The organism is Microbulbifer guangxiensis, assembly GCF_021729075.1.
In the GTDB taxonomy this organism is placed as follows: Bacteria; Pseudomonadota; Gammaproteobacteria; order Pseudomonadales; family Cellvibrionaceae; genus Microbulbifer; species Microbulbifer guangxiensis.
This window is the reverse complement of sequence record NZ_JAJSAQ010000004.1, coordinates 194,035-217,236: the sequence shown is the minus strand read 5'-3', so window position 1 is coordinate 217,236 and position 23,202 is coordinate 194,035. Positions and strand designations below refer to the sequence as shown.

The 23,202-nt window shown below is 59.2% G+C and carries 15 protein-coding genes; 12 read left to right on the top strand and 3 right to left on the bottom strand.

Annotation, left to right across the window (positions count from 1 at the left end):
• Positions 1 to 5 precede the first annotated feature (5 nt).
• From LVD12_RS10510 to LVD12_RS10495, 4 genes are all read left to right on the top strand, one after another.
• The gene (locus LVD12_RS10510; RefSeq protein ID WP_237067665.1) at positions 6 to 1,211 is read left to right on the top strand and encodes a dipeptidase; all 1,206 of its coding nucleotides are present in this window, start codon (positions 6 to 8) and stop codon (positions 1,209 to 1,211) included.
• 90 nt (positions 1,212 to 1,301) lie between these two features.
• A complete protein-coding gene (gene aptA / locus LVD12_RS10505; RefSeq protein ID WP_237067664.1) occupies positions 1,302 to 2,615 on the top strand; it encodes an omega-aminotransferase AptA in 1,314 nt (437 codons plus the stop codon).
• Positions 2,616 to 2,802: 187 nt separating this feature from the next.
• Entirely contained in the window at positions 2,803 to 3,393 is a 591-nt protein-coding gene (locus tag LVD12_RS10500; RefSeq protein ID WP_237067663.1) for an HdeD family acid-resistance protein, read from the top strand.
• 109 nt (positions 3,394 to 3,502) lie between these two features.
• Complete coding sequence (locus tag LVD12_RS10495) at positions 3,503 to 5,308, top strand: aminotransferase-like domain-containing protein (RefSeq protein WP_237067662.1); 1,806 nt, start codon at positions 3,503 to 3,505, stop codon at positions 5,306 to 5,308.
• Positions 5,309 to 5,413: 105 nt separating this feature from the next.
• On the opposite strand, the gene LVD12_RS10490 is transcribed toward LVD12_RS10495, so the two are convergent.
• Positions 5,414 to 6,814, bottom strand: a complete 1,401-nt coding sequence (locus LVD12_RS10490) for an MFS transporter (RefSeq protein ID WP_237067661.1) — start codon at positions 6,812 to 6,814, stop codon at positions 5,414 to 5,416.
• Positions 6,815 to 6,994: 180 nt separating this feature from the next.
• On the opposite strand from LVD12_RS10490, the gene LVD12_RS10485 reads away from it, so the two are divergent.
• The 3 genes from LVD12_RS10485 to LVD12_RS10475 all read left to right on the top strand — a co-directional run bounded on the left by LVD12_RS10485 (position 6,995) and on the right by LVD12_RS10475 (position 11,911).
• A complete protein-coding gene (locus LVD12_RS10485) occupies positions 6,995 to 7,849 on the top strand; it encodes a carbon-nitrogen hydrolase family protein (RefSeq protein ID WP_237067660.1) in 855 nt (284 codons plus the stop codon).
• A 144-nt stretch (positions 7,850 to 7,993) separates the two neighbouring features.
• Positions 7,994 to 10,372 carry a TonB-dependent receptor gene (locus tag LVD12_RS10480; protein WP_237067659.1) on the top strand — a complete coding sequence of 793 codons (2,379 nt, stop codon included), beginning with the start codon at positions 7,994 to 7,996 and terminating at the stop codon, positions 10,370 to 10,372.
• Positions 10,373 to 10,435: 63 nt separating this feature from the next.
• Entirely contained in the window at positions 10,436 to 11,911 is a 1,476-nt protein-coding gene (locus LVD12_RS10475) for a tetratricopeptide repeat-containing sulfotransferase family protein (protein WP_237067658.1), read from the top strand.
• Between the two features lie 470 nt (positions 11,912 to 12,381).
• On the opposite strand, the gene LVD12_RS16175 is transcribed toward LVD12_RS10475, so the two are convergent.
• Positions 12,382 to 15,138 carry a M1 family metallopeptidase gene (locus LVD12_RS16175; protein WP_305080530.1) on the bottom strand — a complete coding sequence of 919 codons (2,757 nt, stop codon included), beginning with the start codon at positions 15,136 to 15,138 and terminating at the stop codon, positions 12,382 to 12,384.
• A gap of 263 nt (positions 15,139 to 15,401) precedes the next feature.
• Between LVD12_RS16175 and LVD12_RS10465 the strand changes: the two genes are divergently transcribed.
• Both LVD12_RS10465 and LVD12_RS10460 read left to right on the top strand, forming a co-directional pair.
• Positions 15,402 to 16,931: a collagenase gene (locus tag LVD12_RS10465; RefSeq protein ID WP_237067657.1), complete on the top strand. Its 1,530-nt coding sequence runs from the start codon at positions 15,402 to 15,404 to the stop codon at positions 16,929 to 16,931.
• A gap of 309 nt (positions 16,932 to 17,240) precedes the next feature.
• A complete protein-coding gene (locus LVD12_RS10460; protein WP_237067656.1) occupies positions 17,241 to 17,924 on the top strand; it encodes a hypothetical protein in 684 nt (227 codons plus the stop codon).
• Between the two features lie 363 nt (positions 17,925 to 18,287).
• Here the strand turns inward: LVD12_RS10460 and LVD12_RS10455 are convergent, their stop codons facing one another.
• Positions 18,288 to 19,217: a transglutaminase-like domain-containing protein gene (locus LVD12_RS10455; RefSeq protein ID WP_237067655.1), complete on the bottom strand. Its 930-nt coding sequence runs from the start codon at positions 19,215 to 19,217 to the stop codon at positions 18,288 to 18,290.
• 129 nt (positions 19,218 to 19,346) lie between these two features.
• Here LVD12_RS10455 and LVD12_RS10450 point away from each other — a divergent pair, with 129 nt between their 5' ends.
• From LVD12_RS10450 to LVD12_RS10440, 3 genes are all read left to right on the top strand, one after another.
• A complete protein-coding gene (locus LVD12_RS10450) occupies positions 19,347 to 19,598 on the top strand; it encodes a hypothetical protein (RefSeq protein ID WP_237067654.1) in 252 nt (83 codons plus the stop codon).
• Positions 19,599 to 19,626: 28 nt separating this feature from the next.
• Positions 19,627 to 21,831 (top strand): MltF family protein, encoded by a 2,205-nt coding sequence (locus LVD12_RS10445; protein ID WP_237067653.1) that lies wholly within the window; start codon positions 19,627 to 19,629, stop codon positions 21,829 to 21,831.
• Between the two features lie 403 nt (positions 21,832 to 22,234).
• Entirely contained in the window at positions 22,235 to 23,164 is a 930-nt protein-coding gene (locus LVD12_RS10440; RefSeq protein ID WP_237067652.1) for an SGNH/GDSL hydrolase family protein, read from the top strand.
• Positions 23,165 to 23,202: the final 38 nt, after the last annotated feature.

The following is a 23,202-nucleotide window of genomic DNA, read 5'->3' as shown; positions in this document are numbered from 1 at the left end:
GGGAAATGCAGAGATTCACACCGGTGGTGCTGGCTACTGTGCTGCTGGCGGCCTGTGGCGGGGAGCGACAGATAACGAAACATGCGATAGACGATTACCTGGATCGCGCCAGGGAGGTCGCCCGCACCACCATCATTGCCGACACCCATGTCGACGTACCCTATCGGCTGGTTGAGCACTATGAGGATGTCAGCCAGGCGACAGCGGGCGGCGATTTCGATTATCCGCGTGCGATGGCTGGTGGGCTGAACGCACCGTTTATGTCCATCTACACTCCCGCGGAACTGGAGCGGGAGGGTGGCGCCAAAGCCAAGGCGGATGCGCTGATCGACCTGGTGGAAAAAATGGTCGCCGGCGCACCGGACAAGTTTGCCATTGCCACCTCGTGGGAAGATGTGGAACAGCAATTCGAGCAGGGTTTGATCTCCCTGCCCCTGGGTATGGAAAACGGCTCTCCGATCGAAGGTGAGCTGGCCAACGTGGAGCATTTCTATAACCGCGGGGTGCGCTATATCACGCTGGCTCACTCTCTCAGCAACCACCTCTCCGACTCCAGCTACGATGATCAGCGGCCAGCCGGTGGGCTCACAGAGTTTGGGCGTGAGGTGGTCAAGGAAATGAACCGCCTGGGTATGATGGTGGATGTTTCCCATCTGTCCGATGAAGCGTTTTACGATGTGCTGGAGGTGAGCGAGAAGCCGGTGATCGCGAGCCATTCTTCGGCCCGTCATTTTACCCCGGGCTTTGAGAGGAACATGAGCGACGAAATGATCCGAGAGCTGGCGGCCAATGGTGGAGTGATTTTCGTCAACTTTGGCAGCAGTTTTGTCAGTCAGGCCTCGCTCGCCAACTGGCAGGCGCAAGACGAGGAGCAGGAACGCTTCATGCAGTCGATGGGTATCGAGGATGAGGCTGACGAGCGGGTGAAAGCGCATATGACCGCTTTTGAGGAAGAGCATCCTTTCCCATTCGCGACTCTGGAGCAGGTGCTGGATCACATCGACCATATCAAGGTGATAGCTGGCATTGATGCCATCGGTATCGGCTCTGATTATGACGGTGTAGGGGACAGTCTGCCCGAAGGCCTGAAAGACGTCGCCAGTTATCCGAACCTGATCGCCGGGCTGTTGGCTCGCGGTTATACCGAAGAAGAAATTCGCAAGATCCTGTCCGGCAACCTCAAGCGGGTGTGGCAGGCAGTCGAAGCCTGAGTGACAGGCTCATATTGAATACCATCCGGGCGGTAATCCGCCTTTGGAACATTTAAAGACAATGACAATAGATTGACGGGAGCAAAGCCAATGTCCGAAATGAAAACCGATGCTTTCTGGATGCCGTTCACCCCGAACCGCAGCTTCAAGGCCGCGCCGCGTATCGTCGAGCGCGCCGAAGGTATTTACCTGATGACCAAAGACGGTCGCCAGGTGATCGATGCCACCGCTGGCTTGTGGTGCTCCAACGCCGGTCACTGCCGCTCTGAAATTGCCGATGCAATTCACCAGCAGGCGAAAAAGCTGGATTACAGCTCCATCTTCAACTTCGGCCATGAGCTGAGTTTTGAATATTCCGAGCGACTGGTAAAACACACCCCCGATGGCCTGAACAAAGTTTTCTTCGGCAACTCCGGCTCCGAGGCGGTGGAGAGCGCCCTCAAGATCGCTCTGCAGTATCAGCGCGCGCGTGGCAAGGGCAGCCGCACCATGTTTATTGGTCGCGAGAAGGGTTACCACGGGGTGAACTTCGGTGGCATTTCCGTGGGTGGTATTGCGCCCAACTACCAAAGCTTCGGCCAGCCGGTGAAAGCCAACCATATGCGCCACACCCTGGATATCGAGCGCAATGCCTTCAGCCGCGGCCTGCCCGAGCATGGCGTGGAGCTGGCGGAAGACCTGGAGCGCCTCGTCGCCTTCCACGGTGCTGACCAGATTGCTGCGGTAATCATCGAGCCCTTCTCCGGTGCCGGCGGCGTGGTGCTGCCGCCCAAGGGCTACCTGAAGCGCATCCGCGAAATCTGTGACCAGCACGACCTGCTGCTGATTTTCGATGAGGTGATTTCCGGCTGGGGCCGCACCGGTTCCGCGTTCGCTTCCATCGAGTGGGATGTGACCCCGGATATGATGACTTCTGCCAAGGGCATCACCAATGCCACGGTGCCACTGGGTGCGGTATTCGTTCAGGACCATATCTACAACACCGTGATGAATGCGGCACCGGAAGGCATGGTGGAATTCTTCCACGGCTATACCTATTCGGCGCACCCGGTGGCCTGTGCCGCCGGTATGGCAACTCTCGATATCTACGAGCGCGAGGGCCTGCTGACCCGCGCTGCCGGCGATATCGGTAAGCACTGGGAGAATGCCCTGCACAGCCTGGCGGATCTGGACAATGTGATCGATATCCGCAACTACGGTCTGGTGGGCGCCATCGAGCTGCGCGCGCCGGCGGAACTGAAAGGCAAATTCGGGGCCAAGGCCTCTGCCGCGGCCTGGGACGCCGGTGTGATGGCCCGCGGTATCGGTGATGCCCTGTGCATGTCCCCGCCCCTGATTATCGAGGAGCATGAAATCGACGCCATCGTCGACAAGCTGCGCGGCGTGATCAAGTCCATGGCGTAAGACCCATCGGGTGGACTGGCGGGTCTGCCCGTGTCTACACTCAAAACACGTGGCCCGCGATCGTGATTCCAGTCTTTGCAGAGTCGACTGGGTTGCGGTCGCGGGCCGCTCTGCATCTGCTAGCCGCTGATTCTGGCGCCGCCGTCTACACTTCGGGTATCTGGGTTATGTAACGCGGAGCCCCCCGATGCCTGCCGAACCTTATCCCCTGCCCAACCGGCCGATACTCAGCGTACTGGCCGAAAACTGGTGGCTGCTGCTGTTGCGCGGTATTGCCGCGGTGGTTTTCGGCCTGCTGGCCTTTGTCTGGCCCGGCCTTACCCTGCTGACCCTGGTAATCCTGTTCGGGGTCTATGCCCTTATTGATGGTTTCATCGCGCTGATCGCTGCCGTGAAAGGCCGGCACAGGTCCACGCCGATGTGGTGGCTGATCCTGGCGGGACTGGTGAGCGTGGCGGCGGGGATCATCACCTTCATGTATCCGCAGATCACCGGGTTGGTGCTGGTGATCTTTATCGGTGCCTGGGCACTTGTGCGTGGGCTGTTCGAGATCATCGGCGCCGTGAGCCTGCGCAAGGAAATTCAGGGCGAATGGCTGCTGATTGCCGCGGGCATGCTGTCGGTGCTGTTCGGTATCGCCATCCTGGTCAATCCCGGTGCCGGCGCCCTGGCCCTGGTGTGGCTGATCGGCGCCTATGCCATCGCACTGGGGCTGCCATTGAGCTGGCTTGCCTTTCGTGTGCGCAAGCGCCTCGAAGAGGCAGAACACAAGCCGTAAGCCGGACGTCGGCTTGCCATGGTGACCGGCTTGGGGGCATCATCACAACACAATAATTTGAGACGCCCATCACGCGGGAGCGGTTGTCCTGCACTATCGCGAGCCCCCCATGGCCGAATCGCTGATCGTACTGGACCCACAGGCGGAAAAGAGCCTGCAGTCCCAGATACGGGAAAAAATCATCCAGGGTATCCTGTCCGGCAGTATTCCCGCCGGGCAGCGGATGCCGTCCTCACGCCGTATGGCGGAACAGCTGGGTGTAGCCCGCAACACTGTCGTACTCGCCTATCAGCAGCTGGTGGACGACGGTTTCCTCACTACCCGTGAGCGCAGCGGTTTCTTTGTCAGCAGTGCCGTGCGCGAGCAGGGTGTGATCAGCCACAGTGAGGCGCTGCCAGCCGCGACCAGTGGTGACGGCGATCGCAGTTTCTGGCGTGAGCACTGCAACCCGGTTTCCGTCAGTCGCCGTGCACTGCGGGTGCGCCCTGCCAACTGGCTGCAGTATCCCTTTCCGTTCGTCAGTAACGAATACGATCCCCGGCTGTTTCCCGGCGCGGAATGGCGGGAGTGTACCCGCGATATCTACACCGGTCGTGAAGTGGCCCAGTGGGCAACCCTGGGCGACAACGAGGATGACCGGCAGCTGGTGGAGCAGATTTGCACCCGCCTGTTGCCCCGTCGGGGGATTTACGTCGACCCGGGCCAGGTCCTGCTGGCCAGTGGCCTGCCCCAGGCCTGCTATCTGTTGGGCCAGCTATTGCTGGGCAATAACCGCAACCTGGGCATGGTCATGCCCTGCTGCAGCGAAACCGAGGAGATCTTCCGTCGCACTGGCGCCGGCATCCGCGAGCTGCCCCAGGATGCTGACGGGCCTCTGCTGGGGGATAAACTGGAGAGCAGCGATTGCTGGTACCTGCAGCCCAGTGCCCATAACCCCACTGCAGTCACCACCAGCCTCGAGCGCCGTCGGCAATTACTGCAGGGGGCGGCCAGGCAGGGGGCGGTGGTAATCGAAAACGACTGCGATCATGAGTTCTGCTATCACGGTAACCCCCTGCCGCCGCTGAAGAGTCTTGGCGGTGGGGAATCGGTCATCTACCTGTACCAGCTGCCGCGGGTGATCGATCCGGGGATGCAGGTGGCTTTTGTGGTGGCACCAAAGCCGGTAATCCAGCGATTGCGCGCCCTGCGGTATACGCTGCGGGAGCGGGTGCCGGCGATCAACCAGCGGTTGTTGGCCAAATTTATTGCCTCCGGTCACCTGGATGCCGCCATTTTCCGTATCACCCGACAGCTGCGGGAACGCTGGACCGCGCTCGGCGAGGCACTGATGCACCACCTGCCGAAACTGCAGGCGCGCCGCGCCAGTTCCGGCACTGCCTGTTGGCTGGAGTTACCCGACCATGTCAGTGCCGAGCAGGTGCAAAAGGAGGCCGAGCAGCAGGGCCTGCTGCTGGAGGTGGTGCGGGAATACAACGCGCTGCGCCTCGGCTATGCCGCCATCGAGGCAGATCGGATCGAGGCCGGTGTGCGAATCCTGGCTCAGCTGATCAACGGTGAGGTTTCCGAGGGAGAGGAGACGCTGGCCACTGCCCGCGGCCGCCGGCTCTACGCCGCCGACCTGCAGCGGGAATTCCCCGGTGCCGTGCTGCTTGGCACCAATGCGCTGGGGGAGTCCTACCGGGTGCAGGTGATGGAAGATGGCACATTGCTCGGCTATGCCCGCAATGACGTGGATGTGGACGAGACGGATACGGGCCGCTGGTGGCTGAACGGCGATATGTGGGTGCGCCAGTGGCGCAACTGGTCCTACGGGCGTGCCGCCAGTTTCCACGTGGTGGTCGACGGCCACCTGATCAAGTGGTTTGGCGAGAGTGGCCAGCTGATCGATACCGGGATTCTCGCGCGGGAATAAATGCCCTGGTTCCGGCCGCAGAATGCCCGGCCCTCACTCCTGTTGGGGGTGAGGGCCGTGATGCTTCCCACGGCCGCGCAGCAAAAGCTTCAGGGAACGTAATCGTTAGATTTCTGCAGCGCTGATATTCCGGGCGCGATCCAGTTTGGTCGCTGCCGGTAAAGCGGCAAAACAAACCAGCAGCAGCAGAGATGCCAGGATGATGAGCTGTGAGTAGTCAGCCCCTCCTGAGAGCAGCCGGCCTGCAATGACAGGCCCGGATGCCAGTCCCATCTTCGACGCAAAGCCACCAAACGCACCCATTTGTCCGGCAGCATCAAAGCGAGACACCATCGTCAACAGGTAGGCCACGCAGAAAGCCCAGGTAATGCCGGTGATGACATTGGCGGCGAAAAAAGCGAGCGGGCTGGCGCTGGCCAGGAACAAGGCGATACCTGCCACGGTTGCAACCAGTGCGATCATCAAAGGACGGGTGAGGTCATAGCGATCGCCTGTGTGTGCCGCAAGTATGGCTCCCGATATGGCGATGAAGCTCGCCCAGCCTACTGTGAGGTCGACATAGCCGGGCGTCAGGCCAAAGGCATGCCCCAGGTCGATAATAAATGCAAACAGCGCCATGTTGGCCAGCTGGAAGCAGAACAGTGCCAGAAGCGTCAGCAGGATTGGCGTGACTGGCAGAACAAGCTTCTTCGGCAGGATAGAACGCGTGGATTTGCCGGCAGGCAAGGGGTAGGGCGGAAGGAAGATGACCATCAACAGTGTGCAGGTGCTGAAAGTAATCAATGCATAGAAGGGGACATAAGCACCGAACTGGGGTACCAGCGACGGCAGGGTGATAATGCCAATGAACCCACCCAAATACTGCACTGCGAGCAACATCCCGAACGCGCGACCGGCAATTCCGCTGCGGCTGATGACCGCAAAGCCCAGTCCCACAAGGCTACCGCCCAACACCCCATGAAGGAAGCGCAGGGGAACCAGTGACTCCGGGGCGGATAAAGAAATGGTCAGCAGATCCAGACCAATGGATGACAGCAGGAGTGCGCAGGCAGCGGGCTTCCAGCGGGGAATAAACCGAATCAGGAAAGTGATGCCGAAAGCCCCGAGTGCGGCCCCAAAGAAGTTGGCTGAAAGGATGTCCCCGGACTCTGCGGCCGATAGCCCTGCGCCGGACATCAGCGCATTGGAGATGACCGGGGCGATGTTGACGTAGTAAAGGCCCGCTGAGGAGAGGAAAGCCAGCAGTATGCTGGCAGCCCAGCCCTGGGCGTTCACCGTTGGTACGCCGGTAAATATTCCCTTCGCAGTGTTGAATTCACCGCGGTCGATCAAGCTCTCTGCATTTTCGCTCATTCTGTCTCCGGCTGGGCTCTGCTCTGTTATTGATGGACACCTCCCCCTTTTTACCGCCCGACGGCAGCCGTGAGAGATCAGTGTATTCCCATTACTTGGCGCAACGCTAACGGATTGAGCGGGTGTTGATAGGGCCAGATACGCAGCAGCCATGGTACCAACGGACTTGCCTGCCTACCGCAATCCCGCAAAAAACGGATTGGACTCATGGCTCGGGCCAATCTGGACCTATTGGCTTGATGGGCATTCCGCCAAGATGCATCCAGACCAAAAAAACACGGGAGTCCAACGGGCACCTGATAGGCGGTAGTCACAGGCAGGAATTCTCAGGCGATGAACAATCCACGCAAACAATTTGGAATCGCGGCCTTGCAGCTGCAGCTGGCCGAGGCAGATAACCTGGAATTGCTGCTGCAGCGGATCCAGAAAACCAAGCTTCGCTTTCCCTGGGTGCGGATGGTGGTGCTGCCGGAACTGGCCCTGCGCGGCGTGGGAGTGCAACACGCCCGGGAGCTGCCATCGCCGGAGGAGCAGGCTTTCTGTCGCAGCGCACGGGAGCTGGGTATCTGGCTGGTGCCGGGGTCCATGTATGAAAAGTGCGGCAGCGCGGTTTTCAACACCACGCCGGTCATCAACCCTGAGGGTGAAGTGGTCGCCCGTTACCGCAAGATTTATCCCTTCCTGCCTTACGAGAAGGGCGTAACCGGCGGCGATCAGTTCGTGGTGTTTGATGTTCCGGAAGTCGGTCGTTTCGGGGTCTCCATCTGTTATGACATGTGGTTCCCGGAAACTACCCGCGCCCTTACCTGGCTTGGCGCCGAGATCATCATTCACCCCACCAAGACCGACACCATCGACCGCCTCGATGAGCTCTCCCTAGTCCGCGCCAGCGCCATCACCAACCAGTGTTACGTGGTGGACGTGAACTCCTGCGGCGCGCAGGGCGTGGGCCGCTCGATCATCGTTGGCCCAGAAGGGGAGACGGTGCATGAGGCGTCGGTGGAGGAAGAAATCATCGCTTTCGAGGTGGACCTGGACAAAGTGACGCGGGTCCGCGAGCGGGGCATGAAGGGCCTGGGCCAGACCCTGAAGAGCTTTCGCGACGGCAAGGTCCGTTACCCGCAATATGAGCCGGGCGCCGAGTCTGCAGCCTACCGGCAGCTGGGTGTACTCAAGGTGCCGGAATGAAATGCTGATTGTCGACTGAAGTTCCTGGACCAGTCAGTGCGCGTTGGCTGGCCCTGATTTTTTTTCGAGTGTACGCGCGATAGTCATAGTCCGATAACATAAAACGGCGCAGTACGGCCGGAAAGCAAAAGAGCAGAGGGAACCATGAAAGAGCAATCTCACAAGGGGTTCAGCAAAAAGTCGCTGGCGACTGCGGTTGCTGCCGTCTCCACCGGTTATGTACTGACACTGCCCCAGATCGCCACTGCGCAGGATGCGGAGATGATGGAAGAAATCATCGTCACCGCCACCAGCCGTGAAACCACCATCCAGGATGTGCCCTACAACATCTCCGCCGTCTCCGGTGAGGATGTGACCCGGGCACAGATCACCGAGCAGGCCGAGCTGATGCGTAATATCCCGGGTGTGGCTGTCGTCGATCGCGGCAACCGCAACTCCGGGGTGATCAACGGCATCATGATCCGCGGTCTCAACGTCGACAGCGCGGCACTGGGGGATTATTCGGTAGCGGCAGCGCCGACGGTCTCCACTTACGTGAACAGCACGCCGGTGTATGCCAACTTCCTGCTCAAGGACCTGGAACGGGTCGAGGTGCTGCGTGGACCGCAGGGCACGCTCTACGGCTCCGGCTCCCTGGGCGGTACCGTGCGTTACATCACCCGCAAGCCGAGCACCGAGGGTTTCTCGGCCGATATCAATTCCGGTATCTCCTCCACTGCTGGCTCTGATGGGCTGAATTACTCCAGTGATGTGGTGGCCAACTTTGCCATCTCCGACAACTTTGCCATCCGTGCCTCCGGTGGCTTCGTCGACAATGCCGGTATCGTCGATTACGTGAATGTGTACCGCCTGGATGGCAATGGTATTCCGGCGGCACCCAATGGCGTGCTCGCCGCGGATGCCAGTTACAAGTCGGTCGAGGATGCGGATACCGTGGAAATCACCTACGGCAAGGTCGCTGCACTCTGGCGCCCCACGGAATCTTCCGAGGTAGTGCTGACCCACATGACCCAGCAGGACGACATCGGTGGTCGCCGTCAGCAGACTGTCGGCCAGGATGGCTGGGGCCAGACGTACGATGATTATGAGAACGGCTCCATTCAGCTGGAGCCTTCCAGCCGTGAGGCGAGCCTGACCAGCCTCGAGGCGGAAGTGGATCTGGGTTTTGCCACCCTGACATCCTCCACTTCCGATTATGATCATACCGGCGATTCCATCTCGGAAAATACCGGTTTCTATGCCCAGAATGGCTGGATCGCGGATTATTACTACAACTACAACCGGCCCATGGCGCAGGCAGTGCGCCAGTATGAGGACAGTGCCTTTATCCAGGAGTTGCGCCTGGTCTCCAATACCGAAGGCAATATCGACTGGATCGTCGGCGCCTTCTATATGGATCAGGAAACTGCCGGCGCCCAGCAGAGCTACGTGCGTGGCTTCCAGCAGTGGGCGGATGCAGCCTGGGGACCGGGTATCGTCGCCAGTGACCAGGACTGGGACTATGCCCGCGATGACAGCTTCACCGAACTGGCGTTTTACGGCGAAGTCACCTGGCATCTGGATGCGCTGCACCTGACCCTGGGAGCGCGGCAATTCGATAATGAATATGAATCCTCGGTGTACATGGACTTCCCCGCCTATGGCCCGGGCGCGATTTTCCCGATTCTTCGCGATGCAAACGTCACTGAAGATGACGGTGTGTTGTTCAAGGTCAATGCTTCCTACGATATCAGCGAAGACACCATGGCCTATGCGACTATCTCTGAGGGGTACCGTCGCGGTGGTTCCAATGCGGTGCCAACTTCCGGCTTCTTCGGTGAGGATCCTGGCTGGACAGTGTATGAGTCGGATACCGTGTTGAACTACGAGCTGGGCATCAAGGGCAGCACCGATGCCTTCCGCTATACCGTCGCGGCATTCGCGGTCGACTGGGACAACGTTCAGGTCAATACTGCCTCCCGCTGGTGGGGCTTCTATGCGGTCGGCAACGCCGAAGCTGCCAGTACTTCCGGTGTGGAACTGGAGCTGCAGGGTGATCTCAGTGAGCAGTTGAGCTACACCGTTGGCTATGCCTACGTAAACGCGGAGCTGGATTCCGACTTTACCCCACCGGGATACTCGGCGCCCATCGCCAGTGCCGGCACCCGCCTGCCCGGCACACCAGAGAGCACCTTCACTGCGGCGCTGGACTACCGCGCGCCTATCGGTGCCGGAGATGTCGAGTTTGTCAGCCGCCTCGCTGCCTACTACCAGTCCGATGCGACCAATGCTGCCAGCGACAGCGCCCGCTTCGCGGCCGAACTGGATAGTTTCTCACTGCTGGATGGCCATGTAGGCCTGGCCGGCGACTGGTGGACCGCAACGCTGTTTGCCAAGAACCTCGCCAATGAAGAAGGCACTACCGGGCTGTTCAAAGAGGAATACATGGGTACGGATCCGGCCCAGCAGTACTTCGGCAATGGCTCCAAGCAGTTCCTGACCATGCCGAGGACCCTCGGTGCGAACGTGCGCATCACTTTCTGAGTCTCTCGTTTGCTGTTATAACTTGGGGCGCTGTGCGCCCCTTTTTTATTATCGGAATGCCTCATGCTTGCGGAACAGAGCAATAAAAACAAACAGCCCGCGGAATTCATTCACAGTGCCAACGATGCGCTGAAGCGGGGCCGCTTCAGCGATGCTGCCGCAATCATGGGACGGGCAATCCGTGAGGTTCCGGATCATCCTGACCTGCTCCCGCTCGCGATCCGTACTCTGATCTATGTGGGGGAGCATCGTGAGGCCAACCGCCTCCTCGATCACTATCTGCAGCTTTCCGCCGGAGATGACTGTCATCTGGGGCTGTGTGCCGAACTTTATGCGCTGGTCCAGCGGCAGGTGGAAGCAGTACAGATCTATCGGTCACTGGCGGTGAATGGCCACCGCGATGCTCGCTACAACCTGGGTGTCAACCTGTTGGCCACCGGTGAACTGGCAGAAGCGGAACAGGTACTGGAAGACCTTGTAAGTGAAGACCCGGCAGATGCACAGGCCCAGCTTATCCTCAGCGGGTTACGCCGGGTGACAGTGGATAACAACCATATCGGGCGCCTGCAGGAGACCCTGCGCAACCAGCGCCTGCCGGCGATGGAGCGGCTGAAACTGCATTATGCAATGGGCAAGGAATTCGAAGATATCGGTGAATTTCAGCAGGCATTCCTCCATTTCCAGGCAGGTGCTGATGGCCGGCGTGCCATGCTGAAATACCGCGTTGAATCCGACCAGCAGACGCTGGCGTTGATAGCTGAACACCACCGCAATGTTGGGCCCAGCAATGCGGATCCGGAAAGGGGCCGTGAGGCGGTATTTATTTTCGGCCTGCCACGCTCGGGCACCACCCTGGTCGACCGTATTCTCTCCAGCCACAGCCGGTGCGACAGTTTTGGTGAAATTACCGACCTGCCCATGTCGCTGATGGTGATGGCCGGGCGCAGTTTGCCCAAGGAGCAACTGGTGGCGGAGACAGCCCGCTGGGCGCCTGAAGCCATCGCAGATCATTACCTCGGGCGTCTGGCGAACTTTGATTCCAGTGCCGGGAAGCATATCGACAAAACGCCACTGAATTTTCTCTACGCCGGCCTCATTGCCCGGGCAATGCCCGGTGCCAGTATGATCTGGATGGAGCGGCATCCACTGGATGCCTGCTTTGCCATGTACAAGACCCTGTTCAAGATGGGTTACCCCTTCTCCTACAGCTTTGAAGACCTGGCGGCCTACTACATCGCCTATGACCGTCTCAAGCGGCACTGGCAGGAAGTGCTTGGGGATCGGGTCCGTCTCCAGTCCTATGAAAAACTGGTGCAGGAGTTCGATCCGGAGGCCCGAGCCCTGGTGAACACGGCGGGTATGGAGTGGGAGGCCAGCTGCGGGGAGTTTCACAAGAACCGCAGTGCCGTCGCCACTGCGAGTTCTGCCCAGGTGCGACAACCGCTATACAAGCGTGCGGTCGCTCACTGGCGCAATTACGAGGAGCAGCTGGCGCCGCTGGCAGAGGCCCTGCGCGCCGGTGGCATTGAAGTGGACTGAGAGCGCCGGAGAGTGGATCCCGGATCAAGTCCGGGATGACGGAATAAAGCTCGTCATACCGGTGCAGCCCGGTATCCAGTTTCCCGATCGTGATCTCCGGGCGTCGGCTGGATCCCGGATCAAGTCCGGGATGACGGAATAAAGCTCGTCATGCCGGCGCAGGCCGGTATCCAGTTTTCCGATCGTGGCCCCTGGGCGTCGACTGGATCCCGGATCAAGTCCGGAATGACGGAATAAAGCTCGTCATACCGGCGCAGGCCGGTATCCAGTTTCCCGATCGTGACCTCTGGGCGTCGGCTGGATCCCGGATCAAGTCCGGGATGACGGAATAAAGCTCGTCATGCCGGCGCAGGCCGGTATCCAGTTTCCCGATCGTGGCCTCCGGGCGTCGGCTGGATCCCGGATCAAGCTCGGGATAGCGGAATAAAACGCGTCATGCCGGCAAACGCCGGCATCCAGCGTACACTTTTTCATTCCATCAGCGCATTGACCAGCGCCTTACCCTGCTCATTCTGAGCGATGCACAGCTGTATCTGCTCACCGGTCTGATCCAGTCTCCGCTGATAGCCGGGGGTCAGTTTGCCATGTTGCTCAAATAGCTTTTGCAACTGAGTGAGCTTTTCCGGCTCACAGAAGCTGCTGGCCAAGCTGGGGGTACGGCGCCGCCACTGGGCGGGGATTTTTTTCACCACTGCGGAGAAGTTCGCCTGCAGCCATTGCCAGTGTCGGTCCCTGACTGCGGGCTGGGCCAGCGCATTCTGCAGCAGCCCGAAGGCTTCACGTGGGCCGATGTTGTCCCCCAGTGCCAGCTGGTGAATGGCGTCCAACTGCCCGGGGTCATTGCTGCCACCGAGTGCATTGGCACTGGCATTCTCGAAGCGTGGATCGTCCACCTCCCTGCGGAACTTCACCAGGTGCGGCAGGAAATCGGGGCCTGCATCCTGCACGGCGACGGTGAGAGCCGCTTCGTAGAGGTCGGAGTCCAGTGCCGCCGCATCCGGCTCACCCTTGAAGCCGGTGAAAGCGATGGCCTTGTCGGCCAGGGTTTGCCTGATCGCAGGGTCACCGGCCACCAGCGCCATAAAGCCCTGCAGCTCACTGTGCAGCAGCTTGTCGTCGTTGTCACTGCTACCGGCGGTACGATCCAGCACCGGCTGGTAGAGCGATTGCAGGAAGCCCAGGAAGGCTTCCCATCGCTCATCACCGACCTCCCCACCCAGATAGTTGCGGCGGTATTTTTCCAGGTAGCCCAGTGGAGCCGTGACAACCTGACGACGCTGCGAAGCAGCGGACTTGCGCACCACGGCGATCAGGGTGCTTTCCGGCAAGGTGCCGGCCTCGAAAGCAGCGAAGGCACTGTCGATCACGGACAGGGCTTCCGTGGGCGTCAGTTCGGGGAAGTTGTCCAGCAGCGCCTGCCACTGTTGTGGCGGCAGCGTCCAGCGGTAGTAACCGCTGCCCTTGGCGTTCGGCAGCAACCACTCGGGACAGATGCCCCCGCTGATGGCCAGTGTCTGCTCTGCCTCATCCATCATTACGCACTGATGGCCGGCGTCGCTGCGCAGGCACACGGGAATGGTCCATCGGGTGTCGATACTCTCGATGGGCGAGCCCAGCGGTTTGTAGCGCTGCTGCTGGATATTGACCTGGGCGGCGCCGTTGCCGCACTCGAGGGTGACATTCAGAAGCGGCACTCCTTTTTGCTCGACGAAGCTGCGGAACGTCTCGGTAAGTTCCGGGGTATTGGTTTCCTCGCCGATCACCCGGTAGAAATCTTCGGAGCTGGCCACGCCATCGGCAAAAGCCTCGATATAGCGGCCGAGGGCCGGGCGGAATTTCTCTGGACGAAAATACTGGTCCACCATGTGGATGACGCCGAGACTCTTGTCATAGGTAATGGCGTCGTAGGCGTTGCGGATCTCGTTGTTGTCCTCGATCGGCTCGCGGATCGCCCGGGTGCTGGCGAGGGAGTCCAGCTGCATGGCGCTGATGGCTTCCTCGGCGGCGTTGAGCTCGTGGCCGCCGTCCGGCTCGAGGATGGTCAGGGCCAGTGGTGTGCCCCAGGTGGAGAAACCCTCTTTCAGCCACAGGTCATCCCACCAGGGTGGGGTGACCAGGTTGCCAAACCACATATGGGCAATCTCGTGGGCGTGGATCTGCAGCAGGGCCAGGCGCGCACCCGGCGCCGGGTTGTCGCCCACCAGGATACGCTGCTCCCGGTAGGTGATGGCAGCTGAGAGTTCCGTGGCGCCACTGGGCCACTGGGGAGCGGCGATGATATCCAGCTTTTCGAACGGATAGGGGCGCCTCAGCTCGGTCTCGAAAATTTCCACCATGCGCGGGGTGATGTCCAGGATATAGCGCATATCCTGGCCCCGCCCCTGGCGGGCAAAACCGCGCAGCGGAATGGGCCTGGTACGGTACTGGCTGGGGGGGATGGCCGGCCGCTCCACCATGTCGAAAGGCCCCACTGACAGGGACAGCAGGTAGGTGGGCGTCGGGCGCGTGGTGGCGAAGGTGACTTTTTCCAGCCCCTCCCCGGCGGGCTCACGCTTCAGTTCGGGGCCATTGCTGATGGCGGCATAGCCGGCCGGCACGGTCAGGCTGATATCGAAGGGGGCCTTGAAACCGGGCTCGTCGAAGCCCGGCAGGTATTTGCGCGCCTGGATCGACTCGGACTTGGCCAGCGCATAGGCATTGCCCTGTTCCTCAACCTTGAACAGTCCCGCCAGGTTGCGATCGAACGGTGCGCTGTAAGTCATGCGCAGGGTAAATTTCCCCCGGGGCAGCGGTTCGGCAAAGCTGATTTTGGCGACGCCGCTGTCCAGTACCTCTTCATACCGGGCTTCCACTGTCTTGCCGTCATCCACGATCGCAGTGGCCGAGGCGACCTCTAGGTTCTTGCCGTGCAGCCAGATATGGCCGGCATCGGACGACAACTCGATATCGATTTCGACAGTGCCGGAGAACGTATCCTGGCGTGGGTCGATCAGCAGGTCCAGGCGATAGGCGGCTGGAGTGATCCCTTCCGGTAGCCGGCCAGCGGGGGGCTCCTCGGGGATGGCCGGCGGGCTGGCGGGGGCTTCGGGCTGGGCCTGCTGCGGTGCCGGTGTGGGTACCTGCACCTGCTCTTCTCCGGAGGGGGTGCCCGCTTCGTCGGCGGGACTGCAGCCGAGCAGGGCCAATATCGACAGCGCCAGCAGGCTGCGCAGGGCGGAGTACATCATGGGGCTTTCTTTACTGCTTACTTCATCAACAACACAATTGATTCTAACTGCCCGGTCAACTTCTTGCCGGTGGGAGCCGGCAGTGGCGCCGGATCCACCCAGGAAAAGGCAGAACCCGAAAGCGGGCAGCAGTCAGGAAAAGTCAGTTGGATATGCAGTTCTGGTCTAAAATTGTTCTTTTTTTGATCAATTAAAACCTGTAATGTGTGGGCTTCATTGCAGCCAGGGACGGCTAAGAAGAAACAAACCCTGGTGGTCAGAATATGGTTTCTCGAACGCTCGCACTGTTGGTAATTTGTTCTGCCTTTTTGCTCTCTGCCTGCAGTGCCCGGGAGCTGGCTGACGATGCGTGGTATCAGGTGGACACCGAGAACTTTCGCATCGTCACCAATGGTGATCCGGAAGCCATCGATACCCTTGCCCGCGACCTGGAGCGCTACCGCGCCGTTGCCCTGAAGCTGCTTGGTGCAGAGGACGGAGGCAAGAAACTCACCATCTATGCGGCGGCTGACCGCACCACCTATGCCGGACTGGTGGGACCAGAGCTGGCGGAAATCACCAATGGCTTGTTCGATACCACTGCTGAGGGCAGCTATGCGCTGGTGAACCTGGATGGTCGCAGTGGCAAGCGCCAGCTGAAGGCCCGTGAATTTCTGTTTCACGAGTACACCCACTACCTGAGTTACAACGGCAACACCGTGCACTACCCCTACTGGTACAGTGAGGGATTTGCCGAGTTCATGTCGACCATGACCTTCCCCTCCCCGGGAAGTTACCAGCTGGGCGCCATTCCCCAGGAGCGGGCCCTGACCCTGATCTATACCGCGCCGATGCCGCTGGAGGAGTTGCTGCGGGCGACGGTGGTCACCACACCGGATGAAGAGAAGGGCCGGGTCTATGCCAGTGGCTGGATGCTCACCCACTGGCTGCTGATGGAAAGTGGCAAGGTGGAGCAGTTCAGGGAGTACGTGAAGGCCTACAACCGTGGCGATGACCCCGTGCAGGCGCTGGAGAAGGCCTTCGGTGTGACCCTGGATCAAGTGGAAAATCGTTACAACGCACTGTTCCAGGATGGCAGCTTCGAGATGGCTGGTGGGGTCATACCGGCGGATTTCGAGGAGGCAAAACCCAGGTTGCAGCAACTGTCGTCCCGCAATGCGGTGACCGAGGTGGCACGCTTCCTGGTGATGTCGGGCTACAACCCGCAAGGGCTGGGAGCACTGCTTCAATACGCCCAGGCGGAAGGGCTCGAGAGCCCTGAACTGACTGTCAGTTATGCGGAAGCGGCCATCCAGGTAGGGGATTTCGACTTTGCCGAGGAGCTGCTGTCCACGATACCGATGCAGGATCGCAACAAGTTCTGGTTCCAGAAGGCCGATGCGTGGCTGCTATTGAACCGCCAGATAATGACGCCGGGTGCAGACCGGGACCGCGATCAGTTGAAAAAAGCCCGGGACAAGTTCGTACACCTGGTCAACAACGATGAGGAAACCGCTTCGCACTGGTATGGCCTCGCCATGAGCATGGAAATGCTCGACTACCCGCGGGAAAAATACCTGGAAATGCTGGAGCAGGCCTACCTGCGTGCGCCACGCCAGGTTCATATTGCCCAGTGGCTGGCAATGGAACTCTATGAGAAAAAGGATGCCGAGTACTTCGCTGAGGTTGCCCAGCCTCTGCTGATGGAGCTCAATGATGAGGAACAGTATCGGCAGATCAAGGACATGCTGGCGGAAATGCGTGGTGAAGTGGAGCAAAAGAAGATCTCCACATTGGCCCAGAAGGAAGGCTGATAGCGCCTGGGAAGATTGCGAAGTTGACGAAAAACGCCCGCCTCGAAAGAGCCGGGCGTTTTTTGTGTTAGCTTGAATGCCAATCCAATGACAGGGAATTCGTATGTCGCAAAGCAACCGGAGCGAGAGGGAGATTCCGGCGGGAAGCAAAAAAGTTGTGCTGCTCGCCTTTACCAGCATTGTGACAACAGTGCTGGTGTGTAGTTTTTTTATTTTACGCCCGCTGCGGACTTCCTACAGAATGCATCCCCCGCTCGTGCGCTTGAAGCAGTACCTGAGGATCCAGAGGGGGTTGGTGAGGGGGCGGTCTTGCCAATCAATGGTGCCCAAAACGAAGCCATTCCGGATGGACTAAAGCGTCTACAAGAGAATTTGGCCTGGAAGCGCTCGCGTGGATACTTCACCCCGGCCGATCATGAAAGCTATGCAAGTTATGATGTGAAAGTCCTTGAGGCTCTCGCTGCTGGCGGGGATCTTCTTGCGAGTTCCGTTCTGGTTCATGGTTACATTGAAGGTCGCTTTACCGAAGATGCCTCAGGGCAATTGCCTGATAAGACACATGAACTATGGCGCGAGGGGATTGTGATCGGCTCGACGCGGGCGATAGCCGGTGCGGCATTGCGGGCAGAAGGCGCAGCTTTAAATCATGAGGACCCCCACTCCCCGGAGAGCAAACAGGACTTCATGGAGGCTCTTGCCTTGTACGAACTGGGCTATTTGCGTGGCGATCGCGACGTCTTGCGGTCGGGGTTGGCACTTGCGCGCCAGTTTGACCTTTCATTCTCCCCGGAGGAAAAAATGGAAATTCACAGGCGCGCAAAGCGGCTGTACAGGGAGTTGGAAGCGGAGAGGGTTTTGCGCGGCTTCGGACCGTTCGATAATTCGAGGCCTCCGGCAGTGACAAACTGGGAGTTGTTTCCTCGTCCGAATGACTGGGGAAGCAACTACTACGATGACGTGGTTGCGGAGTACAAGGCGCTGCAGAGTCCCTGAAACGCTGGGCAGGCATGATTGAGGGTGATTTGACGCGGCAGATTCCGTGCGTGTCGCCAAAGCTCCATCAGCAGGCTGGAGATTTCTATGCATTGGCGTTAGTGGGCTCCGGTCGTGCGAGGGTTTGATCTAGTGTAGAAAACTGACAGCCTGTAAATCGAGCAATCGCAGTTTTTCAAGGTCTCGGAATTAAAGACGACGTGTGAGTAAACGCTATGATCGGGCTTGAGCAATGGAGAACTTCAACTGCAGACGCCCTCGGCAGTGGTGCAGGCCTACCTGGAGTTTCGGTGCGCCCTGCCATTGCCGGAGAGTGCGATCCAGGGAAAAATACCCGTTGTGTTCACCTTATTAACCGATTCTTCAGTCGCGGAGTCGATGGATTTCTTCCTGCCTGTGGGTGGCGCCGCCGGGGACAGCTCGTACCAGGCCGGCATCGGCATAAGTCGCTTCCTCACGCAGGCTGGCCCTGACCAGCTCCAGGTTATGCTGTGCCACACTGTCCCCCGGGTTGAGGTTGAGGGCGTGAAGAAAAGTCTGCTCGGCCAGCCTCTCCTCTCCCATACGGCGATAGATCGTCCCCAGTCCACCCCAGAGGACACTGGAGTCAAGGTCAAGCCGGATGGCTGTGCGGATATGCGCGAAGGCCTGGCTCAGGTCATCCTGTAACATGGCTTCCATGGCAAGGTTGTTGAGATACAGAGATCTGGCCTCGCGATCACTCAATCGATGCAGATACTTGCCAAAGTAGATCCCATAGCCCGGCTCGATAATGAATGGTCGATCGTCGATGACCACCACCGCATTGATATGTGAGATTCGCTGTCGAAAGGGGACGCCACTCCCAGATTCCGAAATTTCCTGGCCGGCATTGAGCTGCGCCTGGTTTATGTAGGCTTTCAGGCCAAGATGACGAGCCATGGCCACGACCATTGCGGCATGGGATACACAGTTACCCCGCTGCTGGGCGAATGCTTCAGATGCAGAAGTGGTGCGATTCAGTTCGTACTCGAAATGTGCTCCCCGGGAGCGTAAATCAGCCAGGACCGCATTCATTCGCTCTACGGGATTGTTGCCCTTTGCGGTTATCTTCAGGTAGTGACGCATGGAGTCACTGAGGTAAAAGAGATCATCGACTGTGGTCTGCTCCTCAGACAGCTCGCCGATAACCAGCCCCGGTGCCCTGAGTAATATATCGGGATCAATGCCTGCTCGCTGGCTTGCCCGGAGCGCACTATTCGATGCGCAGGCCATTTGCAGTATTGCAATAAGAAAAATAATCAGCCGAACCATATCGAGATCTCCCTGTGGTGCATCAATAAGATTGCGGATGCCCCGGTAAAAGTTGCGGCGAAGCGGTGAATGCACGGAATCAGCAGATCAATGGCTGATGGAACCTGTCAGTCGTCGATGGATTGACAGGTGAGCGCGACCTGTGGTGAAAGCGATAGGAAAACGCGAGTTTTCACTGGTCGTATCTTCGGTCAGATTCAGCGCAAGGTTTTTCTCAGTGATATCCGAGAGCGGGCAGGTGAAGATCTGGACGAAGAAATTCTGGTCATCTTTCCTCTCCCGATGAGCCCCAGTGCTGAAATTATTCCGGTTGAGTTTTGGCGCGAAAATTGTGAGACGTTGCACAATTTTTCCCGTAGTGCATTAATGGACAGGGAGTGAATGCACCAAGAAAGATAAAGGCGACATTGTGACTGACCCCAAAAATCTTCTGTATACGATCCTGTTGAGCTTCGCTCTCGCCCTCGCTGCCTGTGAGGGCGACAACAGCGATGTCGGGCAGGTCGAGCATGACGAACAGGCCGTTGCAGGCCCTGATCGGGGAGAACCGGAGGCTGATCCGGCGACTTTTAAAAACTATATCGAGCGCGGTGACTGGAGTGCCATTCGTGAGCGTGGCGTATTGCGGCTGCTGGCCCCTGTTGGCATGACTGACCTGTCCCTGCCGCGTGACGGCTTGCCCAGCAGCACATGGCGTGAGCTGGCCGAGAAATTTGCCCGCAGCCGTGGCCTGCAGCCGCAGTGGGTCTATGTGCAGGGTTTTGACGATCTTGTCCCAGCTCTGAAAGACGGGCGGGGTGACGTTATTGCTATTAACTTCACCAGTACCAGGGCCCGTGCCGAAGAGGTCGCTTTTACCCGTCCCCTGCAGTATGTGCGTGAATTATTGGTCACCCGTGCTGACGCCGCACCAGAGCGGGATGAGACAAAACCATTGCTGGTAGCTGTGCGTCGGGGCAGCGCTTTTGCGCAGACTCTGACGGCGGCTGGACATGAGCATGAATCCGCACAGGATGTGGAGGGGAAGGGGCGCTTCGAGGTGCGTTATCTGGACGAGCCGCTGGATCACGATCGCCTGCTGAGTGCAGTGGCATCCGGGAAGTACCCTGCGACTGTGGTGGACAGTAACCTGGCTGATGTTCTGCTACCGTATTATCCGCAGCTCAGGGTCAGCGAGACACTGAATACCCAGCGAGCCATCGCGTGGGCCGTGCGAAAGGAGAGCCCAAACCTTGAACAGGCGTTGAATGAATTCCTGACCGAGGAACACCTGATTGCCGAGCAGCTGCGGGAACGTCCCTTGCGCGACTGGAGCCATATAGAGGAAAGTCGCACGCTGCGTGTGCTGACCCGAAACCACCCCGCCTCCTACTTCATGTGGAAGGGTGAGTTGATGGGCTTCGACTACGACCTGCTGAAACACTTCGCCGAGCAACAGGGCCTGCGTCTCAGTATGGTGGTGCCCGGTCCGGACGTGGACCTGGCAGAAGCGCTGAACGCCGGGCTCGGCGATATGATTGCCGCATCCCTGACGGTGACGGAGACTCGCAAGGAGCAGGGGCTCGTATTCACCCGTCCCTATATGCAGGTTGAGGAACAGATCATTGCCGCTGAACCGCGCTCTGGTGCCACAGTTCTCCCCGCCGCTGAATTGCTCGCCGGGGCCCGGGTTGCCGTGAATCCGCTGACCAGCTATCGCGATAATCTGCAGGTGCTGGCGCAGAGCCAACAGAATCCCCTCGAGCTTGTCCCCGTCAAGGGCGCGACGACCGAATACCTGATTGATGCCGTGGCGCGGGGCGATTATCCCTTCACCGTCGCCGACTCCCATCTGGTCGACATCGAGCGGACCTATCGCGACGATTTCGCTGTGGTCGGGCGGTTGCCTGGCGAGCAGGATATCGCCTGGGCAGTTCGCAGCGACCAGGCGCAACTGCTGGAGAAACTGAACGGGTTCCTCAACGCCGAGTATCGTGGGCTTTTCTTCAACGTTACCTACAACAAGTATTTCAGGGAGAGTAAGCGCATGCAGACTCCCCTTGAAGAGCGTCTCCGCAGCGCCAAGCGCCTGTCGCCCTATGACCCTATCGTGCGCGAGTATGCCTCTGCCGTGGATCGGGACTGGCGCATGGTGATCTCGCAGATGTACCAGGAGAGCCAGTTCGATCCGCAGGCCCGTTCCTTTGCCGGTGCCCGGGGGCTGATGCAGGTCCTGCCCCGTACCGCAGAGGAGCTGGGTATCAGCAATCTCTACCAACCGGAAAATAATATTCGCGCGGCAATCTCCTACCTGGAGTGGCTGGAAGATCGCTTCCCCCGCCGTCTCGACTTTGACCAGCGGATTTATTTTACCCTCGCGGCCTATAACGCCGGCCACGGCCATGTGCGCGACGCACGGAAGCTCGCCCAGCGTCTGGGTAAGGATCCCGATCGCTGGTTCGGGCATGTAGAGGAAGCGATGCTGCTGCTCTCCAAACCGGAGTATTACCGTGAGGCGCGATTTGGTTATGTGCGCGGCCGCGAACCGGTCAACTATGTGCGCGAGATCCGCGATCGCTACCTGGGTTACCTCTCGGTTGCGCGTAAAGAGCAGTTGGGTAATCAGTCTCTCTGATCCGTCATCGTTGCCGGGCCGACCGGCAACAGGGCTTGCCGGTGGCGTGCGGCCACATGGACGAACTTGCGTCTTCCCTCTTGCCGGGGTGGTTATTTGGTCTTCTTTCTGTGGTGACGATGGGCTCGTCCCGGTATAGCTGCATCAGCTGGAATGAACCATTTTGACGCTGGATTCATTGGCGCTCTGCACGGCCGGAACCTGCCTTGGCGGATAAACTATTTTCTTTATTGCGCAGGCAAATGTTTCTGACGACAGGGCTGCGAGTCTATTCGCAAATAACATTCTTGACTTATTGGTCAGGTATTTTGTTCTGATTTTGGTGCCGACAAAAGCCTAATATTTCTCCGTTCACCGCGTTGGTAAAAATAACCCATAAGAATCGATGATCGGAGAAAGCATCATGCAGAAAACAAGTCTGTTCGTATTACTTACCATTACTTCCGCGCTTGTATCACTCAACACCTCCGCTGCACCGGCGAAAGGCACTGCAGCTGGTGACAGCATCACCATGGGGTTTGCGGCGGACTGTACCGGCAACACCTTCTTCACCGGCGGCTTCTTCTGTCTGCTGGGTGGAGACCAGCCGGAACACAGCTGGTTTGATGGCTGGGATAACAGCGTCAACAGCGTTCATGACAAGTACAAAGCGATTGATCCCAATGTGGCCGCCAACAAGAACGCTGCGCGCTCCGGAGCAGAGATGCGCGGCGGTGGTGACAGCTTCAGTGTTCAGGCTGATCGCATACTGACCGAAACGACGGTCGCCGATCATGTAGAGGTGGTCCTCGGAGGTAACGACATCTGCAATCGCGACTGTGTCGACCCCGCCAACTGCTCGGACCCCCTCTACACCGAGAGCGAGTGGCGCGGCGCAGTACAGGCCGGCCTGGACAAACTGGTCAGCGGCCTGCCCGCAGGATCCACTGTGGTTCTGGGTTCCGTACCCCGGGTGCAGGACCTGCGCGCGGCGGGTCTTGCCAAGCAGAGTGGTAACTGGCGGGTGAACTGTGAGAGCGCATGGTCCACCTTCGGTATCTGTCGTATCGCCACCAATGGAGGCACGCTCAATGGCGAATCCTTTGCAACACGCTCTGCCGGTATCGAGGCTGCACAGCGGCTTTACAATGAAGTGCTCCAGCAGGAGGCCGCTGCGTACAATGGCGTCAATGGCGTTGAGGTAGTAGCGGAGTACTCCGGCCTGGACCAGGCGAACGTGGGTACCTTCAAGTTCGGTAAGGATGATATCGATGGTGGAGACTGCTTCCATCCCAGCGTGCGTGGCCAGAATACCGTCGCTGACCTGATGTGGAACGGCAACCCAGACAAGTAACTTATCGGCGGTGAACAGGGCCCCATCGGGGCCCTTCG

Excerpts from the sequence above, each read along its gene's own strand:
- LVD12_RS10490 (WP_237067661.1), bottom strand. The coding sequence starts at position 6,814 with ATGGCTGCTGCGTATCTGGCCCTATCAACACCCGCTCAATCCGTTAGC.
- LVD12_RS10440 (WP_237067652.1), top strand. The coding sequence starts at position 22,235 with ATGCAGAAAACAAGTCTGTTCGTATTACTTACCATTACTTCCGCGCTT.
- LVD12_RS10465 (WP_237067657.1), top strand. The coding sequence starts at position 15,402 with ATGGTTTCTCGAACGCTCGCACTGTTGGTAATTTGTTCTGCCTTTTTG.
- LVD12_RS16175 (WP_305080530.1), bottom strand. The coding sequence starts at position 15,138 with ATGATGTACTCCGCCCTGCGCAGCCTGCTGGCGCTGTCGATATTGGCC.
- aptA (WP_237067664.1), top strand. The coding sequence starts at position 1,302 with ATGTCCGAAATGAAAACCGATGCTTTCTGGATGCCGTTCACCCCGAAC.
- LVD12_RS10485 (WP_237067660.1), top strand. The coding sequence starts at position 6,995 with ATGAACAATCCACGCAAACAATTTGGAATCGCGGCCTTGCAGCTGCAG.
- LVD12_RS10500 (WP_237067663.1), top strand. The coding sequence starts at position 2,803 with ATGCCTGCCGAACCTTATCCCCTGCCCAACCGGCCGATACTCAGCGTA.
- LVD12_RS10455 (WP_237067655.1), bottom strand. The coding sequence starts at position 19,217 with ATGGTTCGGCTGATTATTTTTCTTATTGCAATACTGCAAATGGCCTGC.
- LVD12_RS10475 (WP_237067658.1), top strand. The coding sequence starts at position 10,436 with ATGCTTGCGGAACAGAGCAATAAAAACAAACAGCCCGCGGAATTCATT.
- LVD12_RS10480 (WP_237067659.1), top strand. The coding sequence starts at position 7,994 with ATGAAAGAGCAATCTCACAAGGGGTTCAGCAAAAAGTCGCTGGCGACT.
- LVD12_RS10510 (WP_237067665.1), top strand. The coding sequence starts at position 6 with ATGCAGAGATTCACACCGGTGGTGCTGGCTACTGTGCTGCTGGCGGCC.
- LVD12_RS10495 (WP_237067662.1), top strand. The coding sequence starts at position 3,503 with ATGGCCGAATCGCTGATCGTACTGGACCCACAGGCGGAAAAGAGCCTG.